The following is a 23004-nucleotide window of genomic DNA, read 5'->3' as shown; positions in this document are numbered from 1 at the left end:
ACCCTTGTGCCAGCCTTCTCTTACTAGGATTCAATCATAGATAAGATTGGATTGATGCAATGAAAGGCCGACGGGCGAGGTGGGCGGCGCTGGCGGTCGCCCTGCTCGCGCTCCCGGCGTGTGGCGCCGCCGAGGACGCCGGGACAGCAGGGGCGGCTGACGCCCCGTACGTGATCATGGTGAGCGCCGGCAGCGACGCCGGCCCGGTCACCGACCAGCTCATCACCGGCGTGAACTCGGTCAAGGCCGGGGTCGAGACGGTCAACGAGGCCGGCGGGGTCAACGGGCGGCAGATCAAGCTGATCGAGTCGCCGGACAACGCCAACCCGACCAAGGCGGTGTCCGGCCTGCGGGCCCAGCTCGCCAAGGAGAAGCCGGACGCCTACATCGTCACGGCGGGCACCCAGGTCAGCTCGGCGGTCGCGCCGATCCTGAACCAGAACAAGATCCTGTTCATGAACTCCGCCAACCTCGACGAGACGGCCGACCCCAAGCAGCACCCGCTGGCCTTCAACCTGGCCGCCTCCCCCCGCGTGGTCGTCGAGGACTACCTGCCCGTGTTCGAGGCCGAGGGCTACAAGAAGATCGGCATCCTGCACGGCAACTCCCCGTACGCCAAGACGTTCGGTGAGCTGGCCGAGACCGTGTTCAAGGAGAACGGCTACGAGGTCGCGGGCAACGTCGAGTACGACTCCGCCGCGCTCGACATGACCGCCCAGATCTCCGCGCTCCGCGACGCCGACCCCGACGTGGTCGTCTTCAACGCCTACGGCGCCCCCACCGGCTACGTGCTCAAGGGCATGACCAAGCTGGGCTGGGACGTCCCGATGCTGGGCGAGACGTCGGTCGCCTCCACCCCCCTGGTCACCCAGGAGCCGCCGGACGGCCTGCTCGGCCTGCCCGAGGTCAAGAACCTCAGGATCGAGGTGAACGCGGCCACGGTCTACGACCCGGCGGCGGAGGCCACGAACAAGGCGGTCGAGAAGATGAAGGCGCTCGGCGGCATCAAGGGCGCGATGGTCAACGTCCTGGGCTACGACGGAGTCCTGCTCATCGCCGCCGGGGCCAAGAGCGCCGGCAGCACCGACGCCGCGGCCATCGCCAAGGCGCTGGAGGACCCGAAGGTCAACGGCAACGCGGGCACCGCCGTCTACGGCAGCTACCCGTACTCGGCGGACTCGCACGAGCCCAAGCTGCCGCGCGGCACCCACACGTTCGTGCCGCCCGCCCCGATTGTCAACGGCCAGATGGGCGCGTCCAAGTGACGCTGATCTACGCAGGGCTGTCGCTGGGAGCCGTGTACGCGCTCGTGGCCATCGGTTACAACATCGTCTTCGTGGCCTCGCGGTCGTTCAACTTCGCGCAGGCCCAGCTGATGATGATCGGCGCTTTCGTCGCCTACGCCGGCCACGTCACGTTCGGGCTCCCAGCGGTCGCCGTCATCGTCCTGGCGATGGTCGTGGTCATGGCCATCGCCGCGATCGAGGAGCGCGTCGCGGTCAGGCCCGTCGCGGACCACCAGACCCAGCTGATCACCACGCTCGGGTTCGGCACGGTCCTGACGGGCCTGGCCCAGCTCATCTGGGGCACGCAGCCGCTGGAGGTGCCGTTCATCGGCTCCAAGGAGGCGATCACCCTCGCCGGCGGCCGGGTCTACACCTTCGAGATCGGCCTGATCGTCATGGCCGTGCTGCTCGTGGTCGGCATCCACCTCTACACCCGCAGGCGGCTCAACGGCCTGGCCGTCGTGGCCATGTCGCAGGACGCGGAGGCGGCGGTGCTGCGCGGGGTCAACGTGCGCATGCTCGCCTTCGCCGCGTTCGCGGTCACCGGGCTGCTCGCCGGGCTGATGGGCTTCTTCATCGGCCCCAAGACGTTCGCGGTCGCGACGCTCGGCTCCGCGCTGGCGCTGAAGGGCTTCGTGGCGCTGGCCATCGGCGGCTTCGGCAGCTTCTACGGCGGCCTGGCCGGCGGCTTCACCGTCGGACTGGTGGAGGAGCACGCGGCCCGCTACCTCGGCTCGGAGTTCAGCAACCTGAGCGTCTTCGCGATCCTCCTGCTGGTGCTGATGATCCGGCCCACCGGGCTGTTCGGCAAGGTCCAGGAACGGATGGTGTGACGACGATGAAGGCGTGGACCGCCCTCCGGGCGGTGCCGTCGTGGGCGTACCCGGCGCTGCTGGGGATCCTGCTGCTGGCGCTGCCCTTCCTGGGCGCGGGCTACGGGCTGACCCGGCAGGTGGAGCTGACGCTCATCATGGCGCTCATCGTCAGCGGCCTGAACCTCTCGCTCGGGTACGCGGGCCAGCTCGCCATCGGGCAGGTGGCCATGTACGCCGCGGGCGCCTACACGGCGGCCATCCTGTCCAAGGCCGGGACCACCGACCTGCTGGTCCACCTGGTCGCTGCCGGGCTGGCGGCGCTGGTCGTGGGCATCCTCACCGGCATCCCCGGGCTGCGGCTGGGCTCCTGGTCGCTGGCCATGACGTCGTTCTTCCTGGTGCTGCTCGTCCCCGACGTGGTGACGATCCTGGAGGAGCACACCGGTGGCGCGCACGGCCTGTCGGGCATCCCCGCCGCGACGCTGTTCGGCTACCAGCTCGCGCCGGAGGACTTCTACTTCTGCGTGGTCGCGGTCGCCATCCTGTGGTTCGCCGCCTTCCGCAACATCGTGGCGTCCCGGCACGGCATCGCCTTCCAGGTGCTCAAGCAGAGCCCGGTGCTGGCGTCCTCGGTCGGCATGTCCGTCTTCCGCACCAAGCTCGCCGGGTACGCGATCGGCGCCATCCCGGCCGGCCTCGCGGGGGCGCTCTTCGCCAACCTGGACCTGTTCGTGTCGCTGGACGCCTTCACCTTCCACGTCGCGACCGGCGCCCTGGCCGCCTCCATCCTGGGCGGCTCGGTCAGCGTGTACGGGGCGCTGATCGGCGCGGGCGTCGTCGAGTACGGCACCTCGCAGTCGACCAGCTTCCAGGAGTACTCGCTGGTCTTCTTCGGCCTGTTCCTGCTGATCGGCGGCGTGCTGATGAGCGGCGGCCTGGCGGGCGCGGCCCGCAAGCTGGTCGCCAGGCTCGACCGGGCCGCCGGCGTGACAGGAGGGGACGGCGCCGGGGCCCGGACGGAGATCGGCCGCATCACCGGGGGCACGCTGGAGGTCAGCGGCGTGACCAAGGCCTTCGGCGGCAACCAGGCGCTCGCCGGCGCGGCGCTGCGCGCCGAGCCCGGCCGCGTCACCGCGCTGATCGGCCCCAACGGCTCCGGCAAGACCACGCTGCTCAACCTCGTCTGCGGCTACTACCGCAGGGACGCCGGCACCATCACGCTGGACGGCAAGGAGATCGGCAAGGCCGCGACGCACCGCATCGCCCGGCTGGGCGTGGCGCGGACGTTCCAGACGCCGCTGATCCCGCCCGGCATCACCGTCAGGGACGTGGTGGCCTCGGGCCGCTACGCCGCCGACCCCGCCTCCTTCGGCGGGGCGATCCTGCGCAGCCGGCGCTTCCGGCGCGTCCAGCGGCGCGACCGCGACCGGGCCGCCGAGGCGCTCGCGCTCGTCGGGCTGACCCACCTGGCCGACACCGAGGCGGTCACGCTGCCGCTCGGCATGCGCAGGCTGCTGGAGGTCGCCCGGGCGCTGGTCGCCGAGCCGAAGGTGCTGCTGCTCGACGAGGTGGCCTCCGGACTGGACGAGACCGAGGTCGAGACGCTCGCCGCGCTCATCCGCCGGATCCGCGACGCCGGCTGCACGGTCATCCTGGTCGAGCACAACTTCGGCCTGGTGCTGTCGCTGGCCGACGAGATCGTGGTGCTGGCCCGTGGCTCCGTGCTCGCCTCCGGCACCCCCGCCGAGATCGAGGCCGACCCGCGGGTCCGCGACGAGTACCTCGGCGTGAACGACGAGCCGGGAGCCGGCACGACCGGCGGCAAGGCCGGCGCGGTGACCAGGGAGGAAGGCGTATGAGCGACGCCCTGCTGACCGTGGCGAACCTCGCCACCGGCTACGGCGACCTGCGCGCGGTCTGGGACGTCTCGTTCGAGGCCAGGCCGGGACAGGTCACCGCGCTGCTCGGCCGCAACGGCTCCGGCAAGACCACCACGCTGCGCGCCGTGGCCGGGCTCAACCCGCTGCACGGGGGCGAACTCGTCTACGACGGCCGCCCGCTGGACCGGATCTCCGCCCACGCCCGGGTCAAGCTCGGGATCAGCTACGTCCAGGAGGGCAAGCGGGTCTTCCGGGAGCAGACCGTGCAGGAGAACCTGCTCCTCGGCGGCTACAGCCTCGGCCTGCGGCGCCGGGCGCTGGAGGGCGAGGTGGCCCGGATCCACGAGCTCTTCCCGATCCTGCGCGACAAACGCGACTCCCCGGCGGGCTCGCTGTCCGGCGGGCAGCAGCAGATGGTGGCCATCGGGCAGGCCCTGATGGCCAGGCCGCGCCTGCTCATGCTCGACGAGCCGTCGGGCGGGCTGGCGCCGTCGGTGGTGGGCGAGGTGATGGCCAGGGTTTCCGAGCTGAAGGCGTCGGGCCTGGCGATCGTGCTGGTCGAGCAGGCGGTCGAGGCCGCCGTCGAGGTCGCCGACCACGTGACGGTGATCGACGTCGGCAAGGTCGTGGTGAGCTCGCCGGTGGCCGAGATCGACGACCTGGAACGGATCAAGGACGCCTGCATGGGCAGGTGACGTGAGAGAGGAAGTCGACACATGGACAGCGGGGACTTCGCCGCCGTTCTGAGCACCGTACGGAGTTTCGTCCGCGACGTCGTGGTGCCCGCGGAGGAGGTCGTCGAGGAGACCGACGAGATCCCCGAGAGGGTCCGCTCGGCCGCCGCCGGGATGGGCCTGTTCGGCTACACGATCCCGGAGGAGTACGGCGGCCTGGGCTGCGACGCCGAGCAGGACGCCCGCCTGGCCATGGAGCTGGGCTACACGACCCCGTCGTTCCGCTCGATGTTCGGCACCAACAACGGCATCGCCGGCCAGGTGCTGGTCAACTTCGGCACCGAGCGGCAGAAGGCCGCGTTCCTGCCCCGGATGGCGGCGGGGGAGTGCGTGGCGTCGTTCGCGCTGACCGAGCCGGAGGCCGGGTCCGACCCGAGCGGCCTGCGCACCCGCGCCGTGCGCGACGGGGACGACTACGTCATCGACGGCCACAAGCGCTTCATCACCAACGCGGACCGGTCGGACCTGCTCATCGTGTTCGCCCGTACCGGCGAGGCCGGCCCGAAGGGCATCTCGGTCTTCGCCGTGGACACCGCCACGCCGGGCGTCACCGTTGGCCCGAGGGACAAGAAGATGGGGCAGCGCGGCTCCCACACCAGCGAGATCCACTTCGACGGCGTCCGGGTGCCCGCCTCCCGGCTGATCGGCGAGGTGGAGAACGAGGGGTTCGCCGCCGCCATGCGCTCGCTGGCCAAGGGCCGGCTGCACATCGCCGCCTGCTGCGTCGGCCTGGCGCAGCGGCTGGTCGACGAGAGCGTCCGTTACGCCGCCTCGGCCAAGCAGGGCGGCACCGTCATCGGCACCTTCCAGCAGGTCCAGGCGATGATCGCGGATTCGCAGACCGAGCTGATGGCGGGCCGCGCGCTCGTGCTCTCGGCCGCCCGCGCCTACGACGACGGCACCGACCGGCGGATCGGGCCGTCCAGTGCGAAGCTGTTCTGCAGCGAGATGGCCGGCCGGGTCGCCGACCGCGCCGTCCAGATCCACGGCGGCAGCGGTTACATGCACGGCGTGCCGGTCGAGCGTTTCTATCGCGACGCCCGGCTCTACCGCATCTACGAGGGGACCAGCGAGGTGCAGAAACTGATCATTGCCAGGAACCTGATGCGCGAGGTGGTGGCCCGATGACGAGCTCCCGTGACGCCGTGATCTGCGAGCCGGTGCGCACGCCGATCGGCCGCTACGGCGGCTCGCTCAAGGCGCTCACCGCCCCCGAGCTGGGCGCCCAGGCGCTGCGCGGGCTGCTCGCCCGCACCGGCGTCCAGCCCGAGGCGATCGACGACGTCGTGCTCGGCCACTGCTACCCGACCAGCGAGGCCCCGGCCATCGGCCGGGTGGTCGCGCTGGACGCCGGGCTGCCCGTCACCGTGCCCGGCCTCACCGTCGACCGGCGCTGCGGCTCGGGCCTGCAGGCGATCCTGTACGCGGCCAGGGAGGTCGGCACGGGCAACGCCGACGTGGTCGTGGCCGGCGGCGTCGAGAGCATGAGCAACGCCGCCCACTTCTCCTTCGACCTGCGGTGGGGCGCCCGGCAGGGCGGGGCCGTACTGCACGACAGCCTGGAACGCGGCCGGGTCACCGCGGGCGGCCGCCACCATCCGGTCCCCGGCGGCATGCTGGAGACGGCGGAGAACCTGCGCCGCGAGTACGCGATCCCGCGCGAGGAGCAGGACGCGCTCGCCCTGCTGTCGCACCAGCGGGCCGTCGAGGCGCAGCGCGACGGCCGCAGCGCCGAGGAGATCATCCCGGTGACCGTCCCGGTCAAGGGCGGCGAGGCGACCGTGGACCGCGACGAGCACCCGCGCGCCGACACCACGCTGGAGTCGCTGGCCCGGCTGCGCCCCATCCGCGCCGCCGCGGACCCGGAGGCGACGGTCACCGCCGGCAACGCCAGCGGCCAGAACGACGCCGCCGCGCTCTGCGTCGTCACCACCGCGGAGCGGGCCGAGGCGCTCGGCCTGCGGCCGCTGGTGCGGCTGGTGTCGTCGGGGATCGGCGCGGTCGAGCCGCACCGGATGGGCATCGGGCCGGTCCCGGCCACCAGGATCGCGCTCGACCGGGCCGGGCTGCGATTTTCCGACCTGGACCTCATCGAGCTCAACGAGGCGTTCGCCGCCCAGGCGATCGCGGTCATGCGCGAGTGGCGGTTCGGCGAGAAGGACCTGGAGCGCACGAACCCGCGCGGCTCGGGCATCTCACTCGGCCACCCGGTGGGCGCCACCGGCACCCGCATGGTCGGCGCCCTCGCCCGCGAACTGCACCGCCGCGAACAGCGCTACGGCCTGGCCACCCTGTGCGTCGGCGGCGGCCAGGGCATCGCCGCCGTCTTCGAGCGGATCACCTGACCGGGGCGGGCGGCCGGGGCCTCCCGGCCGCCCCCGCTTCTCACGTGAGCATCGCCTTCAGCCGTTCCTGGCTCACCTTCAGCGACGGCGTACGGGGCAGCGCCTCCACCGCCGTGAACCGGACCGGCACCTGGTAGGGCGTGAGCCTGCCGCGCGCCCACCGCTCCAGTTCGGCCGGGTCGAAGGCGGCGCCGTCGGCCATCTCGACGGCCGCGACCGGCACCTCGCCCAGGCGGACGTCGGGCAGGCCGACCACGGCGGCGTCACGTACCGAGGGGTGGCCTTTCAGCACCTCGGCCACCGCGCCGGTCGACACCTTGAACCCGCCCCGGATGATCACGTCGTCGGTCCGGCCGAGGATCCACAGGAAGCCGTCCTCGTCGACCCGGGCCAGGTCGGTGGTCTCCTGCCAGCGGCCGGGGTCCGGCGACTGCGGGGTGCGCACGTCCAGCCGGCCGACCTGGCCGGGCGGCAGCGGCTCGCCGGTCTCGGGGTCGCGCACCCGCACCTCCACCCCGGGGTGCACCCGGCCCACGCTGCCGGGCTTGTCGTCGCGGTGACGCTCCCAGTCCTTCATGGTCCAGCCGGCGACCCCGCCGGCGAACTCGGTCGCCCCGTACACGACCAGGACGGCGACGTCGTAGGCGGCCTCGAACCGGCGCGCCAGCTCCGGCCGGAGCGGCGCGGTGCCGCACACGACGGCGCGGACCCCGGCGAACACCTCCGGGTCCACCCCGGCGTCCAGCACCATCCGCAGCGAGGTGGGCGTGAGCGCGAGCACCCGCGCGTCGTACGCGGTGACGAGCCGCACCAGGCCGTCCACCGTGAACCGCTCCAGCATCGCCACGCTCCGCCCTTCGAGCAGGTTGAGCAGGAGGCGGAACAGCCCGCTGGTGTGCAGGATGGGCGCGACCAGGACGGCCACCCCGGAGCGGAGCCGGGGCCGCCACGGCTCGCCCGACTCGTAGTGGGCGGCGCCCGCGAAGCCGGCCGCCAGGTTGCGGTAGCCGATCGGGACGCGCTTGGGCGGGCCGGTGGTGCCGCTCGTCAGCATGCTCACCGCCACCCCCGGCTGCGCCCGCGCCGCGACCACGCCGGGGTCCAGCGCGCACGCGGTGACCACGGTGTACGCGGCCGGCTCGTACGCGGGGACGGACAGCCCGAGCACGCCGGCCGAGCGGGCGGCCGCCCGCAGGCTCTCCGCCTCCCAGTCGGCCGGGTCGGCGACCACGGCGACCAGATCCAGCTCGCGGACGTCCCGGGCCAGCGCCTCGGCCGGCCGCAGGTGGCTGAGCGACACGATGCCGTACCGCCCGGCCAGCGCCCCGATCACCGCGCCGACGACCCCCGGGCGGTTGCGCATCACCACGCCCACCCGCGCGCCCTCGGGCGCGCCGATGGCCCGCAGCCGCTCGTCCAGCGCGCGGACGCCCTCGGCCAGGTCTCCCCAGGAGCACCACCGGCCGTCCAGTTCCAGCGCCCGCGCGGCTGGGTCGACGCCCAGGACCGCACGCAGCCGCTCCGGCAGGCCGAGATCCGTCATGTCGTGGTCCTTGAGGTCGTGGTCCTTGAGGCCGTGGTCCTTGAGGCCGTGGTCCTTGAGGCCGTGGTCCTTGAGGCCGTGGTCCTTGAGGTCGTGGTCCTTGGTGTCGCGGCCCGTCCTCTCAGCGCCAGGCCCCACTCGGCGAGCACCCCGTCCAGCGCGGCCATGAACGCCAGCGGCTGGTCGAGCATGACGTGGTGGCCGCAGTCGGCGATCTCGACGACGGGCAGCGAGGAGCCCAGCCGCCGGTGCATGGCGGCCGTCATCTCCGGCGGCGGCAGCCCGTCACGGGCCCGCACGAGCGCGACCGGGCAGGCGGGCGGGACCAGGTCGGCCATCGCCAGCTCCGCCTGGCCGAACAGAAGAGGGTCGAACTTCCAGGTCCAGCCGCCCTCGACGGCCCGGACCGAGGTCTCGGCGAGATGCTCGACGATGAACCGGTGCGCCCGCCCCACCTCGGGGATCGGGTGGAAGCGGGCCACCGCCTCCTCCCTGGTCGGGTAGAGGCGCGGGCGGCTCAGCGCCCGCTGCCGCCGCCGCACGTGCGCCGGGGTGTCCGCCTCGTCGCGCAGGATCGAGTCGACGCACACCACCCCGGCCAGCCGCTCCCCGTACGAGAGAGCCGCGCGCAGGCAGACCAGCCCGCCCATGCTGTGCCCGACCAGCACCGGCGGCCCGTCCAGACCGGCGTCGGCCGCGACCGCGAGCACCTGCCCGGCCCAGGAGGCGTGGCCGTAGCGCGGGGCGTGGCCGCTGTCGCCGTGTCCGGCCAGGTCCGGGGCGACGATCCGGTGGTGGTCGGCGTAGTGCGGCGCGATGTGGTCCCACCACCGGCCGTGGGCGGCGCCGCCGTGCACGAAGACGAGGCCAGGCCGGTCGGCGGGGCCCCAGGCGCGGTAGCGGATCGGCACCCCGTCGACGGTCACCTCGCCGGTGTCGGCGGGGCGTGCGAGCGCGTCGCTGAACCAGGAGGGGACCATGGTCAGTAGCCGCGTGTCAGGTCGATCGGGTTGACCACCGGTTCGGCGCGCTCGACCCGCTCCAGGTTGTGCGCGAACAGCTCGACCACCTTCCTGCTGTAGCCGGGCGAGCTCCACGCCACGTGCGGGGTGAGGATGGCGCCGGGCGCGTCCCACAGCGGGCTGTCCTCGGGCAGCGGCTCCTTCTGGAACACGTCGAGCGCGGCGCCGCCGATCGAGCCGGCCCGCAGCCGGTCGGCCAGCGCGTGCTCGTCCACCACCTCGCCGCGCGAGACGTTGACGATGAGGCAGGACGGCCGGCACCGGTCCAGCACCCCGCCGTCCAGCAGGTGGCGGGTCCGCGGGGTCGCGGGCACCGCCAGCACGATGGCGTCGGCCCGCGCGGCCAGCTCGGCGAAGCGCGCGGCGGGATGCGTCTCGTCGAACTCGGGCACCGGCACGGGGTCGCCGCGCACCCCGATCACGGTCATGCCCAGCGCCCCGGCGCGGCGGGCGATCTCTCGGCCGACCGGCCCCGCCCCCGCCACCAGGAGGGTCCCCCCGGACAGGACGACGGGACGGTGCCGTTCCCACACCCGCGCCCGCTGGCTGGCCAGCACCTCGGGCAGCCGCTTGGCCAGCGCGAGGAGCATGGCGACGGCGAACTCCGCCATGGCCGGCGCGGACAGCCCGCGGGCGCCCGCCACCCGCACGTCCGGCGACAGCCCGTGCGCGGGGAGGATGCTGTCGGCGCCCGAGCCGACGAGGTGGATCAGCCGCAGCCGGGGGGCGGCGGACCAGTCGGGCACCCGCATGCCGAGGCCCAGCACGGCTTCCACGCGGTGCAGCTCGGCGAGGAAGCTCTCCGGCGTCGGGCAGGTCACGACCTCTCGGTCCCCGAGCACGGCCTCCGCCTGCGACACGGCGTCGATGGCGAACCCGCCGTAACAGTGCACCGTGCCGATCCTGCCCATACCGCTCCTAAAGTTGAATCATAGCTATAATAAAAGAAAAGGCCCGACCCTCGGAAGAGGGCCGGGCCGCGCACCGGTCAGGGGTAGGTGAGCTCCAGCACGACGCTGGTGCCGTCGGCGCCGCTGTGGACGTCGAGCCGGCTGGCGCCGTGCCTGGCCAGCAGCAGGCCGCGGCCGTTGGGGGAGGTGGGCGGCGGTGTCTGCGCCCGCTCCGCGCCGTCGGGCAGGCCGCCGCCGCGGTCGGTGACCTCGCAGCGGAGCCGGCCCGGGCCCTTCCACAGGCTCAGCCGTCCGCCCCCGCCGCCGTGCCGTACGGCATTGGTGGTGATCTCGTTGACGGCCACCACGAACCGGTACAGCGCCAGCCCGGTCAGCCCCTCCTGCTCGCTGCGGCGCTCCACCTCACGGCGCAGGGAGACCAGGGAGTCCAGGTTGAAGTCCCGGCTGAGCAGCGGTTCCAGGTCCTCAGCCATGGCCGCTCTCCGCCGGGACGGGCAGCCGGCGCGCGGCCAGCACGCAGGTGTCGTCGTGCGGGTTGGCGTCGGGGAGCTGGGTGATCACGTCGGCGACGGGCTGAGGGCTGCGCTGGGCGGAGGTGCGGTCGAGGATGGAGATCACCGGGATGAGCCCCTCGCGCAGGGTCCGGTCGCGGCGCTCGACCAGGCCGTCGGTGTAGAGCAGCAGCAGGTCTCCCGGCTCGATCGTGACGGCGGCGGTGCCGTAGGCGGCGGCCGGGACGGCGCCGAGCAGCGGGCCGTGCGGACGGTCCAGCTCGATGGTGCGCCCGCCCCGGGTGTGCAGCGGCGGCGGGTGGCCGGCCTGGGCCCAGCGCAGCTCGCCGGTGTCGGGCAGGTAGCGGCCCACCACGGCGGTGGCGGTGCTCGTCCCCTCGCCTCCCACGTACAGCAGGTGGTTGAGGTGGGAGAGCAGCTCGGCCGGGTCGCTGGTGGTGGTGACGGCCAGCGCCGCCAGCGCGTGCCGGAGCTGGGCCATGCACGCCGCCGCGCGCACGCCGTGGCCCGCGACGTCGCCGATGGCGAGCACCACGCTGCCGTCGCCGGCGATCGCCGCGTGGTACCAGTCGCCGCCGACCCGCTGGGCCTGGACGGCGGGCAGGTAGCGGACCGCCACCCGCAGCCGGGGCAGGTCGATCGGCTCGGCCGGGATGGGCAGCACGATGTGCTGGAGCTCGGCGGCGAGCCGGTGCTCGACCTCCAGGCTGCGCCGGTGCTCCAGCAGCTCCTCCTCGACCCTGGCCAGCTGGATGCGGGTCGTCTCGCGCGCGGTGACGTCCTGGAACACGCCGAAGACCTTGACCGGGCGGCCCCCGGAGTCGCGCACCGCGTCGGCGATCATGCGCAGGTGCTTGACCCGGGCGCCGATCCTGACCCGGTACGTGAGATCGGCGGTCCGGCCCCTGGCGAAGTCCGCGGCGGCCTGCGCCCGCACCGGCACGTCCTCCGGGAGCGTGAGGGCGTCGAGCGCCTGCTGGGAGAGCGGCCCGCCGGCCGGGTCGCGCTCGTAGACCCGGTAGAGGCCGGGCGACCAGGTGATCTCGCCGGTGACCAGGTCCCACTCGCCCCACCCGAGGTTGCCCAGCCGCTCGGTCTGCGAGCTCCGGACCTCCAGCCGGGTCTCCACGTCGTGCCGCACCCAGGTGTTGATCACGCCGGGGCCCACCGGCCTCACCTGCACCGAGATGGACATCTCGGCCGGCGCCCTGGGCAGGACGCTGACGTAGGGGATGGGGCCGACCTGGCGCGGCATCCCGTCGGCGACGCACCGCTCCCAGGCGTCCCATACGGGACCGCCCATGAGCGTCGGATAGACCTCGCTGACCCGCAGGCCGACGATCTCGGTGCCGCGCCGGCCGGAGATGTCCACCAGTTCGGGGCCCGCGGCCGTGAACACGTAGTCCTCGATGCGCCCGCCCGCGCCGCGCACCGGCATCAGCACGGTGTGGCTGCCGCCCAGGGCGTCGAGCACCTGCTGCGTGACGCGTGCCCAGTCACCGTCCGCCGGGGAGTGGGTCCGGCGCGGGGGCCGCAGCGCCGAGGCGACGGCGGCGCGCAGCCGCTCGGGGCCGTCCTCGGCGTCGCCCTCCAGCGCCGCCAGCACCTCGGCGGCGAGCTCGAACACCTCGCGCCCCTGCTCGGCGGCGATCCTGCGCAGGTAGGCGTGCGCCTCGGCGATCCGGCACGAGGTGCGCCCGGCCAGAATGCCGGCGGCCCGCTCCAGCGCCATCGCGTCGTCGCCTCGCGCCCGTCCCAGTCGCGCGTCCAGGTCGGCCAGGCGGTCGAAGTAGTTCTGGGAGGGCTCCATCGGATTGTTCAGGACCGTCCTGTCACGGCCGCCCACCTCGCCGGGGCGTCCTGCCGGCCCGGCCAGATGAGGGCTTGGTTGATTTGTCCCGGCATTACGCTGTCCATCACCAGTAGAGCTGTCTATCACCAGTAAAAGGGTTTCGCCAGCATATCGGCACTTCAGTACTGTCGCGGAGAGCACCGCGTCGACTTGTAGCATGACACGCCGAACCCAGATCCACCTCCCTTGGAGTGCCGATGCGGCGGCCGGCCCAGCTCGTGATCATCCTTACGGTCTTCGTCGACCTGCTGGGGTTCACGGTGATCCTGCCGTCGCTGCCGTTCTTCGCCGCCGACCTCGGCGCGACGGGCGTCTGGTACGGGGTCACGGTGAGCGCCTACTCCGTGGCGCAGTTCCTGGCCGCGCCCCTGCTCGGGCGGCTGTCCGACCGGTACGGGCGGCGTCCCGTGCTGCTGATCGCCCTCGCCGGCTCGGCGCTGTCGCTGGCCATGTCCGGCGCGGCGACCTCCCTGGGCTGGCTGGTCACCGCCAGGGCGCTGGCCGGGGCGTTCGGCGGGAGCATCTCGGTCGCCCAGGCCTACCTGGCCGACGCCGTGCCGGAGGAGCGGCGCACCGGCGCGATGGCGCGCCTGGGCATGGCCATCGGCACGGCGTTCGTGGCCGGCCCCGCCCTGGGCGCGGCGCTGGCCCCCTGGGGGTTCCAGGCGTCGGCGTACGCGGCCGCGGCCCTGGCCGCCGCCAACCTGGTGGCGGCGTTCTTCCTGCTCCCCGAGCCGGGCCGGCGCGCGGAGGCCGCCGGCGGCGCCGGCGCGCGGAGCGGCGGCGTGCTGCTCCTGGCCGGGACGGGCTTCCTCACCATGGCGGCTTTCGTCGGCATGGAGACCACGCTGGCCTTCCTCGGCAGGGACCGCTACGGCTGGGGGCCGGAGGCGATCGGCCTGGCCATGGCCGCGGCCGGGCTGTCCATGGCGGCCGTGCAGGCGGGGCCGGTGACGCTGCTGGCCAGGCGGTGGGGCGACGCCCGGGTGGCGGCGGCCGGGGCGGTGGTCATGGCGGCCTGCCTGCCCGTCGTCCCGGCGGGTCCGGCGTGGCTGTGCGTGCTGGCCGTGTGCGTGCTGTCGGCGGGCAACGGCCTGGTCACGCCGACCGTGGCGAGCCTGCTGGCCGCGGCGGGCCCGCCGGAGCGGCGCGGCGCCCGGCTGGGGGCCGGCCAGTCGGCGAGCGCCTTCGCCAGGATCGCGGGGCCGGCGGGCGCGGGCGTGCTGTTCGACGTGGGGACGGCGCTGCCGTACGTGGCGGGGGCCGGATTGGCGGGTCTGGCGGCGTTGACGGTGCTGGCGGCGCGCGACACGGCCACGGTTTCCCCGCCGGCCGGTAGATCCATGGACTGAATCCTCTGGCGGACCGTGGACTCGTGTCCCGCGGGTCACATCCGTACCGCGACCAGAATCTCGTTCAGGGGAATTCTTGTCATCGGGAGGATGAAGTTAGAAATACATCACCGTTCGAGTGTTGCCGTTCTTTGACCGTTTTCCGATGTCCGACATAAAGAACGGGCGTTGCAGGTCAAGGCGCGTTTTGCGGATGTTTCTGCCGTGAATTGAGGGCATATAGGTGCTACCGTCCGAAAAAGACGGTTCGATCGATTCGGGGGAGGCAGAAATGGCTCTTACGAGTGGATGCGGAAGACGGCGGCGGTGCTGCTACAGACGTAGGTACCGCTGTTGTCGCTGCTACTCCTGCTGCAACAGGTGGTGGGGGTGGTAAAAGGAAGTCGGGGGGGCCGGCGGGTCAACCGTCGGCTCCCCCTCCAGTTGGCCGACCGGAGCGCGCGGGGGCCGCTCGCGCCGACGGTCACGCTGCGCCGTACCTTCAGGGAGTTCTGGCCTGACACCCGCGGCATGCGCCGGTTCTTCGCGGCGGGTGTGGTGTTCGCGGTGCTGGCCGCCCTCTGCGAGGTGATCGCCATCCGGCTGTTCGGCTACATCACCGACGAGGTGCTCACCACCCGCGACCTGTCCGCCTTCTGGACGCCCGCGTCCGCGTGGCTGGGGCTGGCGGCCGTGGCGGGGGTGACGTCGATCGCCGGCACCTACGCGACGGCGGTCGGAGCCGAGCGGTTCCTGCTGCGCCTTCGTGACCGGGTGTTCGCGCACCTGCAGAAGCTGTCGCCGGACTTCGCGGAGAACCGCCGCCTGGGCGACCTGATGGCCCGGCTGACCGACGACATCGAGGCCATCGAGGAGCTGATGGGCTCCGGGCTGGTCAAACTGGTGACCACGGCCGCGAGCGCGGTCTTCTTCGCCGGGGCGGCGTTCTTCATCCGCTGGGACCTGGCCCTGGTCACGCTGGCGCTGTTCCCGGCGTTCCTCATCGCCTCGAAGGTCTTCGCGTCCCGGTTCAGGACCGCCTCGGCCACCGAACGGGCCAGCAACGGCGACATGAACAGCGTGATCGAGGAAGGCCTGGCCAACCAGGCCCTCGTGCACGCGTACAACCGCGAGGCGAGCGAGTCGCGGCGGCTGCACCGCGCCGGGCGCGGCTGGCTGCGCGCGAACCTGCGCCAGGCGTGGCTGGCGGGCGTGTACGGGCCGCTGATGCAGGTGCTGGAGACCGTCGGCCTGATCGTCGTCCTCGGCGTGGGCGCCTGGGAGATCGCCTCGGGCCGGCTCACGCTCGGCGGGCTGCTGGCCTTCGCCGCCTACCTGGCCATGCTCTACCCGGCCGTGCAGAGCCTGGGCGAGATCGCCCTCACCGTGTCGGAGGCGGCGGCGGGCTCCGACCGGGTCATCGAGGTGCTCAAGGTCCAGCCCGCGGTGACCGACCGGGAGGACGCGACGCCGCTCCCCGGCCGCAGCCGCGGCGCGATCGCCTTCGACCACGTCACCTTCACCTATCCGGGCCGCAAGCGGCCGACGCTGGTGGACCTCTCGTTCACCGTCGAACCGGGCGAACTGGTGGCCTGCACCGGGCCGAGCGGCGCCGGCAAGTCGACGCTCGCCAAGCTGCTGCTGCGGTTCTACGACCCGAGCGGCGGGCGGGTGCTGCTGGACGGGATCGACCTGCGCGACCTGACCAGGGCGTCGGTGCGCGACAACATCACGATCCTGCACCAGGAGACGCTGCTGTTCTCGGGTTCCGTACGCGACAACATCGCCTACGGACGGCCGGACGCCTCGCCCGAGGAGGTGATGGCGGCGGCCGAGCTGGCCGGCGTGCACGAGTTCGTCAGAACGCTCCCGCACGGCTACGACTCACCGGTGGGCCAGCGCGGCAGGCTGCTGTCCGGCGGGCAGCGGCAGCGGGTGGCGATCGCCAGGGCGATCCTGCGCGACGCCCCCGTGCTGGTGCTGGACGAGCCCATGACCGGGCTGGACGAGGCCACCGTCGCCCGCGTGATGGAGCCGCTGCGGCGGCTGATGACGGGCCGGACCACCATCATGATCACGCATGACCTGCGCCACGTGCCCGAGGACGCCCGGGTGATCAACCTGGAGCCCGCCGCCCCGCCGCGCGAACCGATCAAGTTCAGGCGGTGGGCCGCGGGCGCCGAATCCATGATCCGCTGACGTACCGTGGTCTGGTGCGTTACGAGCTGGAGTTCGAAGACACCTTCGAGGGCGACGAGCTCGACCCGGCGAAGTGGGTGGCCCGTTACCTGCCGCAGTGGACCACCCGCGACCGGTCGGCGGCCCGCTACCGCACCGGCGGCGGCCGGCTGCGGCTGCTCATCGAGGAGGACCAGCCGCCCTGGAGCCCCGAACTGGAGGGCGAGCTGCGCGTGTCGTCCCTGCAGACGGGCGTGTTCGCGGGCCCGGTCGGCAGCACCGTCGGCCAGCACGGGCGCGGCGGCGGCGTGGTCCGCGAGCCCCAGGAGAACGTCCGGCTCTACACCCCCGCACCACGGCCGGATCGAGATGCGGGCCAAGGTCAGCGACGACCCGCGCGCCATGTGCGCGCTCTGGATGATCGGGTACGAGGACACGCCGGAACGCTCGGCCGAGATCTGCGTGTGCGAGATCTTCGGCCGCGACGTCGGCCCGGACTCGACCGGCGTCGGCATGGGGCTGCACCCGTTCGGCGACCCGTCCGTCACCGACGACTTCACCCGCGAGACGCTCCCCATCGACGCCCGCGACTTCCACACCTACGCGGCCGAGTGGACGCCCGATCACGTCGCCTTCTTCGTCGACGGCGAGCACGTCAGGACCGTCGGCCAGTCGCCCGGCTACCCGATGCAGCTCATGCTCAACGTCTACGAGGTCCCCGGCCCCCGGCAGGGGCCGTACCCGAAGGAGTTCACCGTCGACTACGTGCGCGGCTACCGCCTGACGTGAGAGGGCCGGCCCCGGACCGCGGGGCCGGCCCTGCCGGGCGGTGGGGGATCAGCGCAGGCCGTCACGCATCGCGGTGATCAGCTCCCCGTTGGTCGTGTCACCGCTGAGCTCCCAGAAGAACGCGCCGCCGAGGCCCTGGTTCTTCGAGTAGCCCATCTTGCCGCCGATCGTGGCCGGCGTGTCGTAGCTCCACCACTGGTTGCCGCAGTGGGCGTACGCGGTGCCCGCGACGGTGCCGGTGACGGGGCAGCGGGTCTTGAGCACCTTGTAGTCCTCGATGCCCGCCTCGTAGGTGCCGGGAGCCGCGCCGGAGGCCGTGCCGCCCGGGGCGGACTGGGTCACGCCGGTCCAGCCGCGGCCGTAGAAGCCGATGCCGAGCAGCAGCTTGCTCGCCGGGACGCCCTTGCTCTTCAGCTTCTGGATCGCGGCGTCGGAGTAGAACCCGGGCGTCGGGATCCCGTTGTAGGAGGTGAGCGGCGAGTGCGGGGCGGTCGGCCCCTGGGCCGCGAAGGCGCCGAAGTAGTCGTAGGTCATGACGTTGTACCAGTCGGCGTACTGGGCGGCGCCCGCGTAGTCGGCGGCGTCGATCTTGCCGCCGTTCGTGCCGTCGGCCGTGATCGCGGCGGTCACCAGGTTGCCGGAGCCGAACCGGGCGCGCAGCGCCTGCATCAGGTTCCGGAACGCGGCGGGGCCGCTGCTGTCGCAGCTCAGGCCGCAGGCGTTCGGGTACTCCCAGTCGATGTCGATGCCGTCGAACACGTCCGCCCAGCGCGGGTCCTCGACCAGGCGGTAGCAGGACTCGGCGAACGCGGCCGGGTTCTGCGCGGCCTGGCCGAAGCCGCCGGACAGGGTCCAGCCGCCGAACGAGAACAGCACCTTGAGGTGCGGGTGCTTCTGCTTGAGCTTGCGCAGCTGGTTGAAGTTGCCGCGCAGGGCTCCGTTGTCCCAGGTGTCGGCGACGCCGTCCACGCTCTCCGCCGCGCTGTAGAACCGGTCGTAGTCGGCGTTGGTGTCGGTGAGCGCGCACTGGCCGTTCCGCACGTCGCCGAAGGCGTAGTTGATGTGCGTGAGCTTGGCCGCGGAGCCGCTGGTGTCGATGTTCTTGACGTGGTAGCCCCGCTGGTAGACGCCCCAGTTGACGAAGTAGCCGAGGACCTTGTCCCCGCCTCCGCCGCCTCCGGTGGAGGTTCTGGCGGTGACGGCGGTGCTGGCGGCGGAGCGGTTGCCGGCGGCGTCGCGGGCGCGGACGGTGTAGGTGTAGGCGGTGTCGGCGTTGAGTCCGGTGTCGGTGTGGCCGGTGCCGGTCACGGTGGTGAGGAGGGTGGAGCCGCGGTAGACCTCGTAGCCGGTGACGGCGACGTTGTCGGTGGAGGCGTTCCAGGCGAGGGAGACGCTGCTGCTGGTGACGCCGGTGGAGCGCAGGTTGCCGGGCACGGACGGGGCCTGGGTGTCGCCGCCGCCTCCGGTGGAGGTTCTGGCGGTGACGGCGGTGCTGGCGGCGGAGCGGTTGCCGGCGGCGTCGCGGGCGCGGACGGTGTAGGTGTAGGCGGTGTCGGCGTTGAGTCCGGTGTCGCTGTGGCTGGTGCCGGTCACGGTGGTGAGGAGGGTGGAGCCGCGGTAGACCTCGTAGCCGGTGACGGCGACGTTGTCGGTGGAGGCGTTCCAGGCGAGGGAGACGCTGCTGCTGGTGACGCCGGTGGAGCGCAGGTTGCCGGGCACCGATGGGGCCTGGGTGTCGCCGCCGCCTCCGGTGGTCGGCAGCCACAGCGCCAGGACGTTCGGCGGCTCCCAGCCGGGCTGCGAGGTGTGGCTCTGGCGGCATTCGTACGTGACACCCTGGTACGTGACGCGGGTGCCGGCGGTGTAGGCGGTCCACGGCGCCCACTCGGCGAGCGCGGCGACGGACGAGACGGCCGACGAGGCGGCCGTCGAGGAGGCGGAGGCGGTCACGGGGACGGCGACCAGCACGGCGAGCGGCATGAGTAGCGTGGCGAGGACGGCCAGGACTCTCTGGTTCATGGTGCTCCGGCATCCGGTTGGGGGGTGAACGGGGATGGGAGTCGCAGGAAACTATTAGTAAAGTTTCCTTTAAATTGCTTCCGAACATAACCTCTTCCCGAGGCGGTCGTCAAGCACACCGCAAGCCCCGGCACCGGGCCATCCGGCACAATCGAGACATGCCATCGATCAGCGGAGTCCGCCCCCTCCGCGCCAACGACCCCCGGGAGATCGCCGGCTACGCCCTCAGCGGCCGCCTCGGCGAGGGCGGTCAGGGCACCGTGTTCCTGGCGGAGTCGGACTCCGGTGAGCGGGTGGCGGTCAAGCTCCTGCACGCCGACTTCGGGGACGACGCCGACGCCAGGCGCTACTTCCACCGCGAGCTGGCCGCCCTGCAACGGGTCGCGCCGTTCTGCACCGCCCGGGTCCTCGCCGCCGACCCCGAGTCCGACCCGCCGTACGTGATCAGCGAGTACGTGGAAGGCCCGTCGCTGCAGGAGGCGGTGCGCGAGCGCGGCGTCCTGGCCGGGACCGACCTGGACCGGCTGGCCGTGGCGACCGCGACCGCGCTGGGCGCCATCCACGCGGCGGGGATCGTGCACCGCGACTTCAAGCCCGGCAACGTGCTGCTGGCCGCCGACGGGCCGCGGGTGATCGACTTCGGCATCGCGCGGCCGTTCGAGGGCACCGCCGCCCCGGCCAGCGGGGTCGTCGGCACTCCCGCGTACATGGCTCCCGAGCAGTTGTCCGGGCATCCCGCGGGAGCGCCGCTCGACCTGTTCGCCTGGGCCTGCACGATCGCGTTCGCCGCCAACGGGCGGCCGCCGTTCGGTCAGGAGCCGATGCCGGCCGTCATCAACCGGATCCTCAACGGCACGCCCGACCTGGGGCGGCTGTCGGGACGGCTGCGCGACTTCGTGGCCGCCTGCCTGGCCAAGGACCCGGCGCGGCGGCCGACGGCCGAGCAGGTGCTGCTCGGCCTGATGAACAGGAACCAGGAGGCCATGCCGACGGCCAGGCCGGGCACCCTCCCGCCGCCGAGCGGCACCCCCGTGCCGTTGCCCCCGCCATCAGCCCTCCGGTCCGGCCCTCAGTCAGGTCCCCCGTCCGGCCCTCAGTCCGGCCCGGGGCCGGGGGGAGCGTGGGGGTCCGCGTCGGTGCTGTCGGGGGCGCCCGCCACGCAGCCGGGACGCCGGCGCGCGGGGATGGTCATCGGCGCGTCGCTCGTCGCCGGGGCCGTCGCGGTGGCCACCGTGGCCGTGACGCTCGCGCTCAACCTGGACCGCCCCACCGGGGGCGCGACCTCCGGGCCCACGCCGAGCGCGTCGGGCACCCCGTCACCCGTGCGTGACCAGGTCGCCCGCTCGCCCCGGCTGGGCATCGAGGTCTGGCAGGGCGGCACGGCGAGCACCATGGCGTTCTCCGACCGCGATCGGGAGATCACCCGGGTCACGATGAAGGCGGAGCCGTTCGAGCTGCGCTTCCCCACCCTGGCCAAGGACACCGCAGCCCAGATCTGCGCCTGGACCGACGACTCGGTCCTCCGCGTCGAGCAGGGCGCGAAGGTCGAGGACCACACCTGCTACGCGCCCGGCACCGGCATCGCCGACTACGAGCACGGGTCCGGCACCCTCTGGATGGACGAGCGAGCCCACAACCACCTGGTCGACACCCGGGTCGCCGAGCATTCGGACACCCAGGACAAGGTGCTGTTCTCCACGATCTCCCAGAACGGCGCAGCCACCCCCGCCGGCGAGTGGAAGGGCGAGGTCTACCTGTCGTTCTTCGTCGACCGCGACGGCGACAAGCGGTTCGACCTCACCGGCCCGGCCGAGTACGAGTATCTGGTGCTGGAGTTCCCCCGCTGACCGGTCAGACGCTTCCGGAGCGCTCGCGGCGGGCGCCGGTCGCGCCGATGCCGCGGCGGGCGTAGAAGTCGTCCACCGCCGCCAGCATGCCGTCGATCGTCGCGGGCGCGTACCCGCCGTCCCGGAGATGGCACTGGTAGCCGTGCGCAGCGCCGACGGCGGCGGCCATGTCGCCGAGCGGGTCGCGGCCCAGCGCGCCGCGGGCCGAGGCCTCCGCGGTCCAGGTCAGGAAGGCGCGCACCCGGTTGAGGTAACGGGACTTGCTGGACTCGGCCAGCCGGGCGCCGGACAGCGCGGTGGCGTAGGCCGCGTACATCCCGTCGTAGGGCTGCGGCAGCGCGGCCCTGGATCGTACGGTCACGGGATCTCTCCTGCTGTGCGAGGGGGTCTGCCAGCATGACAGCGGGCCGCGGCGGTCCCGGGTAGGGGCGGGAGTCACCGGCGGGAGGGACTTTGGCCCCTACAGCACCGGAGGCCGCACCTGCTGCACTGGGCATCATGGGCAGGAGTGCGCAGGGCGACCCGCCCGTCCTCATCCAGGGCGGCATGGGCGTGGGAGTGTCGGGATGGCGGCTGGCACGGACGGTGTCCAGGGCCGGGCAACTGGGCGTGGTGTCGGGGACGGCGCTGGACCTCACCCTGGCCCGGCGGCTGCAGCAGGGCGACCCCGGCGGCGACCTGCGCCGGGCGCTCGCCGCCTTCCCGGTGCCCGAGGTGGCCGGGCGGGTGCTGCGCCGCTACTTCGTGCCCGGCGGCATCCCCGAGGGGTCGCCGTACCGGCCCGTGCCCCGGCTGGGCCTGCGGCAGAGCCGCGCGCTGGACGAGCTGACCGTGGCGGCCAACTTCTGCGAGGTGTACCTGGCCAAGGAGGGGCACGACGGGCTGATCGGCGTCAACTACCTGGAGAAGATCCAGATGGCCACGCCCGCCGCCGTCTACGGCGCGATGCTGGCCGGGGTCGACTACGTCCTGGTCGGCGCCGGCATCCCGGCGGAGATCCCGCACCTGCTGGACGAGCTGGCCGCGCACCGCCGGGGAGAGGTCGCCGTCACCGTGGCCGACGGCGACCGGCAGCCGGTGGCGGTCGAGCCGCGCCGGCTGTTCGGGCGGACGCTCCCGCCGCTGCCGCGGCCCCGGCTGCTCGCCATCGTCTCCTCGCACGTGCTGGCCACCTACCTGGCCCGCACGCCGCGCACCCGTCCCGACGGGTTCGTGCTGGAGTCGCCCGTCGCGGGCGGGCACAGCGCGCCGCCGCGCGGTCGGATGACGCTCGACGAGCGGGGCGAGCCGGTGTACGGGCCGCGTGACGAGGTGGACATCGCCAAGGTGGCCGCGATCGGGCTGCCGTTCTGGCTCGCCGGAGGGTACGGCACCGCCGACGGCCTGGCCGCGGCGCTGGCCGCCGGCGCGAACGGCATCCAGGCCGGCTCGGCCTTCGCGCTCTGCCGCGAGTCGGGGCTCGACCCGACGCTCAGGGACCGCCTGCTGCGGGAGGCCTCCGCCGGTACGCTCCGGGTGCGCAACGACCCGCTGGCCTCGCCGACCGGGTTCCCCTTCAAGGTCGCGGACGTGCCCGGCACGCTCGCCGACCCGGCGGTCTACGCCGACCGGCCGCGCCTGTGCGATCTGGGCTACCTGCGCACCCCGTACGCGAAGGAGGACGGCGCGGTCGGCTACCGGTGCCCCGCGGAGCCGGTCGACGTCTACGTGCGCAAGGGCCGGCCGGCGGAGGAGGCGGAGGACCGGCGCTGCCTGTGCAACGGGCTGCTCGCGGCCATCGGGCTCGGCCAGCATCGCCCCGACGGCTACGCCGAGCCGCCCCTGCTCACCCTCGGCCAGGACGTCGGCTTCCTGGCCGAGCTGCCGGAGGACCACTCGGCGACCGACGTGATCGAGTACATCCTGACGGGAGCCCGGGTACGGACCGCCTAGCCTGTGGC

Annotated in this window: 18 protein-coding genes; 11 read left to right on the top strand and 7 right to left on the bottom strand. The window is 73.1% G+C overall.

Annotated elements, in window-relative coordinates; genetic code table 11:
* Positions 1-59: 59 nt before the first annotated feature.
* Genes ACQEUU_RS00860 through ACQEUU_RS00835 form a run of 6 tightly spaced genes read left to right on the top strand, consistent with a single transcriptional unit; the run spans position 60 to position 7060 of the window.
* Positions 60-1265 carry an ABC transporter substrate-binding protein gene (locus ACQEUU_RS00860; protein WP_433058838.1) on the top strand — a complete coding sequence of 402 codons (1206 nt, stop codon included), beginning with the start codon at positions 60-62 and terminating at the stop codon, positions 1263-1265.
* Positions 1262-2119: a branched-chain amino acid ABC transporter permease gene (locus ACQEUU_RS00855; RefSeq protein ID WP_433058835.1), complete on the top strand. Its 858-nt coding sequence runs from the start codon at positions 1262-1264 to the stop codon at positions 2117-2119. The genes ACQEUU_RS00860 and ACQEUU_RS00855 overlap by 4 nt, the downstream gene beginning before the upstream one ends.
* Before the next feature lie 5 nt (positions 2120-2124).
* On the top strand, positions 2125-3960 hold the full coding sequence (locus ACQEUU_RS00850; protein WP_433071691.1) for a branched-chain amino acid ABC transporter ATP-binding protein/permease: 1836 nt from the start codon (positions 2125-2127) through the stop codon (positions 3958-3960).
* Entirely contained in the window at positions 3957-4676 is a 720-nt protein-coding gene (locus ACQEUU_RS00845; protein ID WP_433058832.1) for an ABC transporter ATP-binding protein, read from the top strand. The genes ACQEUU_RS00850 and ACQEUU_RS00845 overlap by 4 nt, the downstream gene beginning before the upstream one ends.
* Before the next feature lie 21 nt (positions 4677-4697).
* The gene (locus ACQEUU_RS00840) at positions 4698-5843 is read left to right on the top strand and encodes an acyl-CoA dehydrogenase family protein (protein ID WP_433058829.1); all 1146 of its coding nucleotides are present in this window, start codon (positions 4698-4700) and stop codon (positions 5841-5843) included.
* Positions 5840-7060, top strand: coding sequence for an acetyl-CoA C-acetyltransferase (locus tag ACQEUU_RS00835; RefSeq protein ID WP_433058826.1), 1221 nt, complete (start codon positions 5840-5842; stop codon positions 7058-7060). Before ACQEUU_RS00840 ends, ACQEUU_RS00835 begins: the two co-directional genes overlap by 4 nt.
* 40 nt (positions 7061-7100) lie before the next feature.
* On the opposite strand, the gene ACQEUU_RS00830 is transcribed toward ACQEUU_RS00835, so the two are convergent.
* From ACQEUU_RS00830 to ACQEUU_RS00810, 5 genes are all read right to left on the bottom strand, one after another.
* Entirely contained in the window at positions 7101-8603 is a 1503-nt protein-coding gene (locus ACQEUU_RS00830; RefSeq protein ID WP_433071689.1) for a class I adenylate-forming enzyme family protein, read from the bottom strand.
* Positions 8600-9583 carry an alpha/beta fold hydrolase gene (locus tag ACQEUU_RS00825; RefSeq protein ID WP_433058824.1) on the bottom strand — a complete coding sequence of 328 codons (984 nt, stop codon included), beginning with the start codon at positions 9581-9583 and terminating at the stop codon, positions 8600-8602. Before ACQEUU_RS00825 ends, ACQEUU_RS00830 begins: the two co-directional genes overlap by 4 nt.
* Positions 9584-9585: 2 nt before the next feature.
* Positions 9586-10536 carry a D-2-hydroxyacid dehydrogenase gene (locus ACQEUU_RS00820; protein ID WP_433058821.1) on the bottom strand — a complete coding sequence of 317 codons (951 nt, stop codon included), beginning with the start codon at positions 10534-10536 and terminating at the stop codon, positions 9586-9588.
* A gap of 77 nt (positions 10537-10613) precedes the next feature.
* Positions 10614-11009, bottom strand: coding sequence for an ATP-binding protein (locus ACQEUU_RS00815; protein ID WP_433058818.1), 396 nt, complete (start codon positions 11007-11009; stop codon positions 10614-10616).
* Positions 11002-12858: a SpoIIE family protein phosphatase gene (locus ACQEUU_RS00810; RefSeq protein ID WP_433058815.1), complete on the bottom strand. Its 1857-nt coding sequence runs from the start codon at positions 12856-12858 to the stop codon at positions 11002-11004. Before ACQEUU_RS00810 ends, ACQEUU_RS00815 begins: the two co-directional genes overlap by 8 nt.
* A gap of 239 nt (positions 12859-13097) precedes the next feature.
* Here ACQEUU_RS00810 and ACQEUU_RS00805 point away from each other — a divergent pair, with 239 nt between their 5' ends.
* The 3 genes from ACQEUU_RS00805 (at position 13098) to ACQEUU_RS00795 (ending at position 17198) form a co-directional block, all read left to right on the top strand.
* On the top strand, positions 13098-14252 hold the full coding sequence (locus ACQEUU_RS00805) for an MFS transporter (protein WP_433058812.1): 1155 nt from the start codon (positions 13098-13100) through the stop codon (positions 14250-14252).
* Between the two features lie 423 nt (positions 14253-14675).
* Positions 14676-16430, top strand: a complete 1755-nt coding sequence (locus tag ACQEUU_RS00800) for an ABC transporter ATP-binding protein (RefSeq protein ID WP_433058809.1) — start codon at positions 14676-14678, stop codon at positions 16428-16430.
* A 348-nt stretch (positions 16431-16778) separates the two neighbouring features.
* Positions 16779-17198: a glycoside hydrolase family 16 protein gene (locus tag ACQEUU_RS00795; RefSeq protein WP_433058806.1), complete on the top strand. Its 420-nt coding sequence runs from the start codon at positions 16779-16781 to the stop codon at positions 17196-17198.
* Positions 17199-17246: 48 nt separating this feature from the next.
* Here the strand turns inward: ACQEUU_RS00795 and ACQEUU_RS00790 are convergent, their stop codons facing one another.
* Positions 17247-19217 carry a glycosyl hydrolase family 18 protein gene (locus ACQEUU_RS00790; protein ID WP_433058803.1) on the bottom strand — a complete coding sequence of 657 codons (1971 nt, stop codon included), beginning with the start codon at positions 19215-19217 and terminating at the stop codon, positions 17247-17249.
* A gap of 158 nt (positions 19218-19375) precedes the next feature.
* On the opposite strand from ACQEUU_RS00790, the gene ACQEUU_RS00785 reads away from it, so the two are divergent.
* Positions 19376-21064: a serine/threonine protein kinase gene (locus ACQEUU_RS00785; RefSeq protein WP_433058800.1), complete on the top strand. Its 1689-nt coding sequence runs from the start codon at positions 19376-19378 to the stop codon at positions 21062-21064.
* Positions 21065-21068: 4 nt separating this feature from the next.
* On the opposite strand, the gene ACQEUU_RS00780 is transcribed toward ACQEUU_RS00785, so the two are convergent.
* Positions 21069-21425 carry a hypothetical protein gene (locus tag ACQEUU_RS00780; RefSeq protein WP_433058797.1) on the bottom strand — a complete coding sequence of 119 codons (357 nt, stop codon included), beginning with the start codon at positions 21423-21425 and terminating at the stop codon, positions 21069-21071.
* A 137-nt stretch (positions 21426-21562) separates the two neighbouring features.
* Here ACQEUU_RS00780 and ACQEUU_RS00775 point away from each other — a divergent pair, with 137 nt between their 5' ends.
* Entirely contained in the window at positions 21563-22996 is a 1434-nt protein-coding gene (locus ACQEUU_RS00775) for a nitronate monooxygenase (RefSeq protein ID WP_433058795.1), read from the top strand.
* Positions 22997-23004 lie beyond the last annotated feature (8 nt).

Source organism: Nonomuraea sp. CA-218870 (genome assembly GCF_050936535.1).
GTDB classification, from domain to species: domain Bacteria; phylum Actinomycetota; class Actinomycetes; order Streptosporangiales; family Streptosporangiaceae; genus Nonomuraea; species Nonomuraea corallina.
The sequence above is the reverse complement of the archived record's forward strand: the minus strand, read 5'-3'. Positions and strand labels throughout refer to the sequence as shown.

Bases quoted from the DNA above. Each gene is read 5' to 3' on its own strand.
- ACQEUU_RS00775 (WP_433058795.1), top strand. From the start codon at position 21,563: ATGGGCAGGAGTGCGCAGGGCGACCCGCCCGTCCTCATCCAGGGCGGC.
- ACQEUU_RS00840 (WP_433058829.1), top strand. From the start codon at position 4,698: ATGGACAGCGGGGACTTCGCCGCCGTTCTGAGCACCGTACGGAGTTTC.
- ACQEUU_RS00810 (WP_433058815.1), bottom strand. From the start codon at position 12,858: ATGGAGCCCTCCCAGAACTACTTCGACCGCCTGGCCGACCTGGACGCG.
- ACQEUU_RS00835 (WP_433058826.1), top strand. From the start codon at position 5,840: ATGACGAGCTCCCGTGACGCCGTGATCTGCGAGCCGGTGCGCACGCCG.
- ACQEUU_RS00795 (WP_433058806.1), top strand. From the start codon at position 16,779: ATGCGGGCCAAGGTCAGCGACGACCCGCGCGCCATGTGCGCGCTCTGG.
- ACQEUU_RS00815 (WP_433058818.1), bottom strand. From the start codon at position 11,009: ATGGCTGAGGACCTGGAACCGCTGCTCAGCCGGGACTTCAACCTGGAC.
- ACQEUU_RS00825 (WP_433058824.1), bottom strand. From the start codon at position 9,583: ATGGTCCCCTCCTGGTTCAGCGACGCGCTCGCACGCCCCGCCGACACC.
- ACQEUU_RS00805 (WP_433058812.1), top strand. From the start codon at position 13,098: ATGCGGCGGCCGGCCCAGCTCGTGATCATCCTTACGGTCTTCGTCGAC.
- ACQEUU_RS00790 (WP_433058803.1), bottom strand. From the start codon at position 19,217: ATGAACCAGAGAGTCCTGGCCGTCCTCGCCACGCTACTCATGCCGCTC.
- ACQEUU_RS00830 (WP_433071689.1), bottom strand. From the start codon at position 8,603: ATGACGGATCTCGGCCTGCCGGAGCGGCTGCGTGCGGTCCTGGGCGTC.
- ACQEUU_RS00845 (WP_433058832.1), top strand. From the start codon at position 3,957: ATGAGCGACGCCCTGCTGACCGTGGCGAACCTCGCCACCGGCTACGGC.
- ACQEUU_RS00820 (WP_433058821.1), bottom strand. From the start codon at position 10,536: ATGGGCAGGATCGGCACGGTGCACTGTTACGGCGGGTTCGCCATCGAC.
- ACQEUU_RS00850 (WP_433071691.1), top strand. From the start codon at position 2,125: ATGAAGGCGTGGACCGCCCTCCGGGCGGTGCCGTCGTGGGCGTACCCG.
- ACQEUU_RS00785 (WP_433058800.1), top strand. From the start codon at position 19,376: ATGCCATCGATCAGCGGAGTCCGCCCCCTCCGCGCCAACGACCCCCGG.
- ACQEUU_RS00860 (WP_433058838.1), top strand. From the start codon at position 60: ATGAAAGGCCGACGGGCGAGGTGGGCGGCGCTGGCGGTCGCCCTGCTC.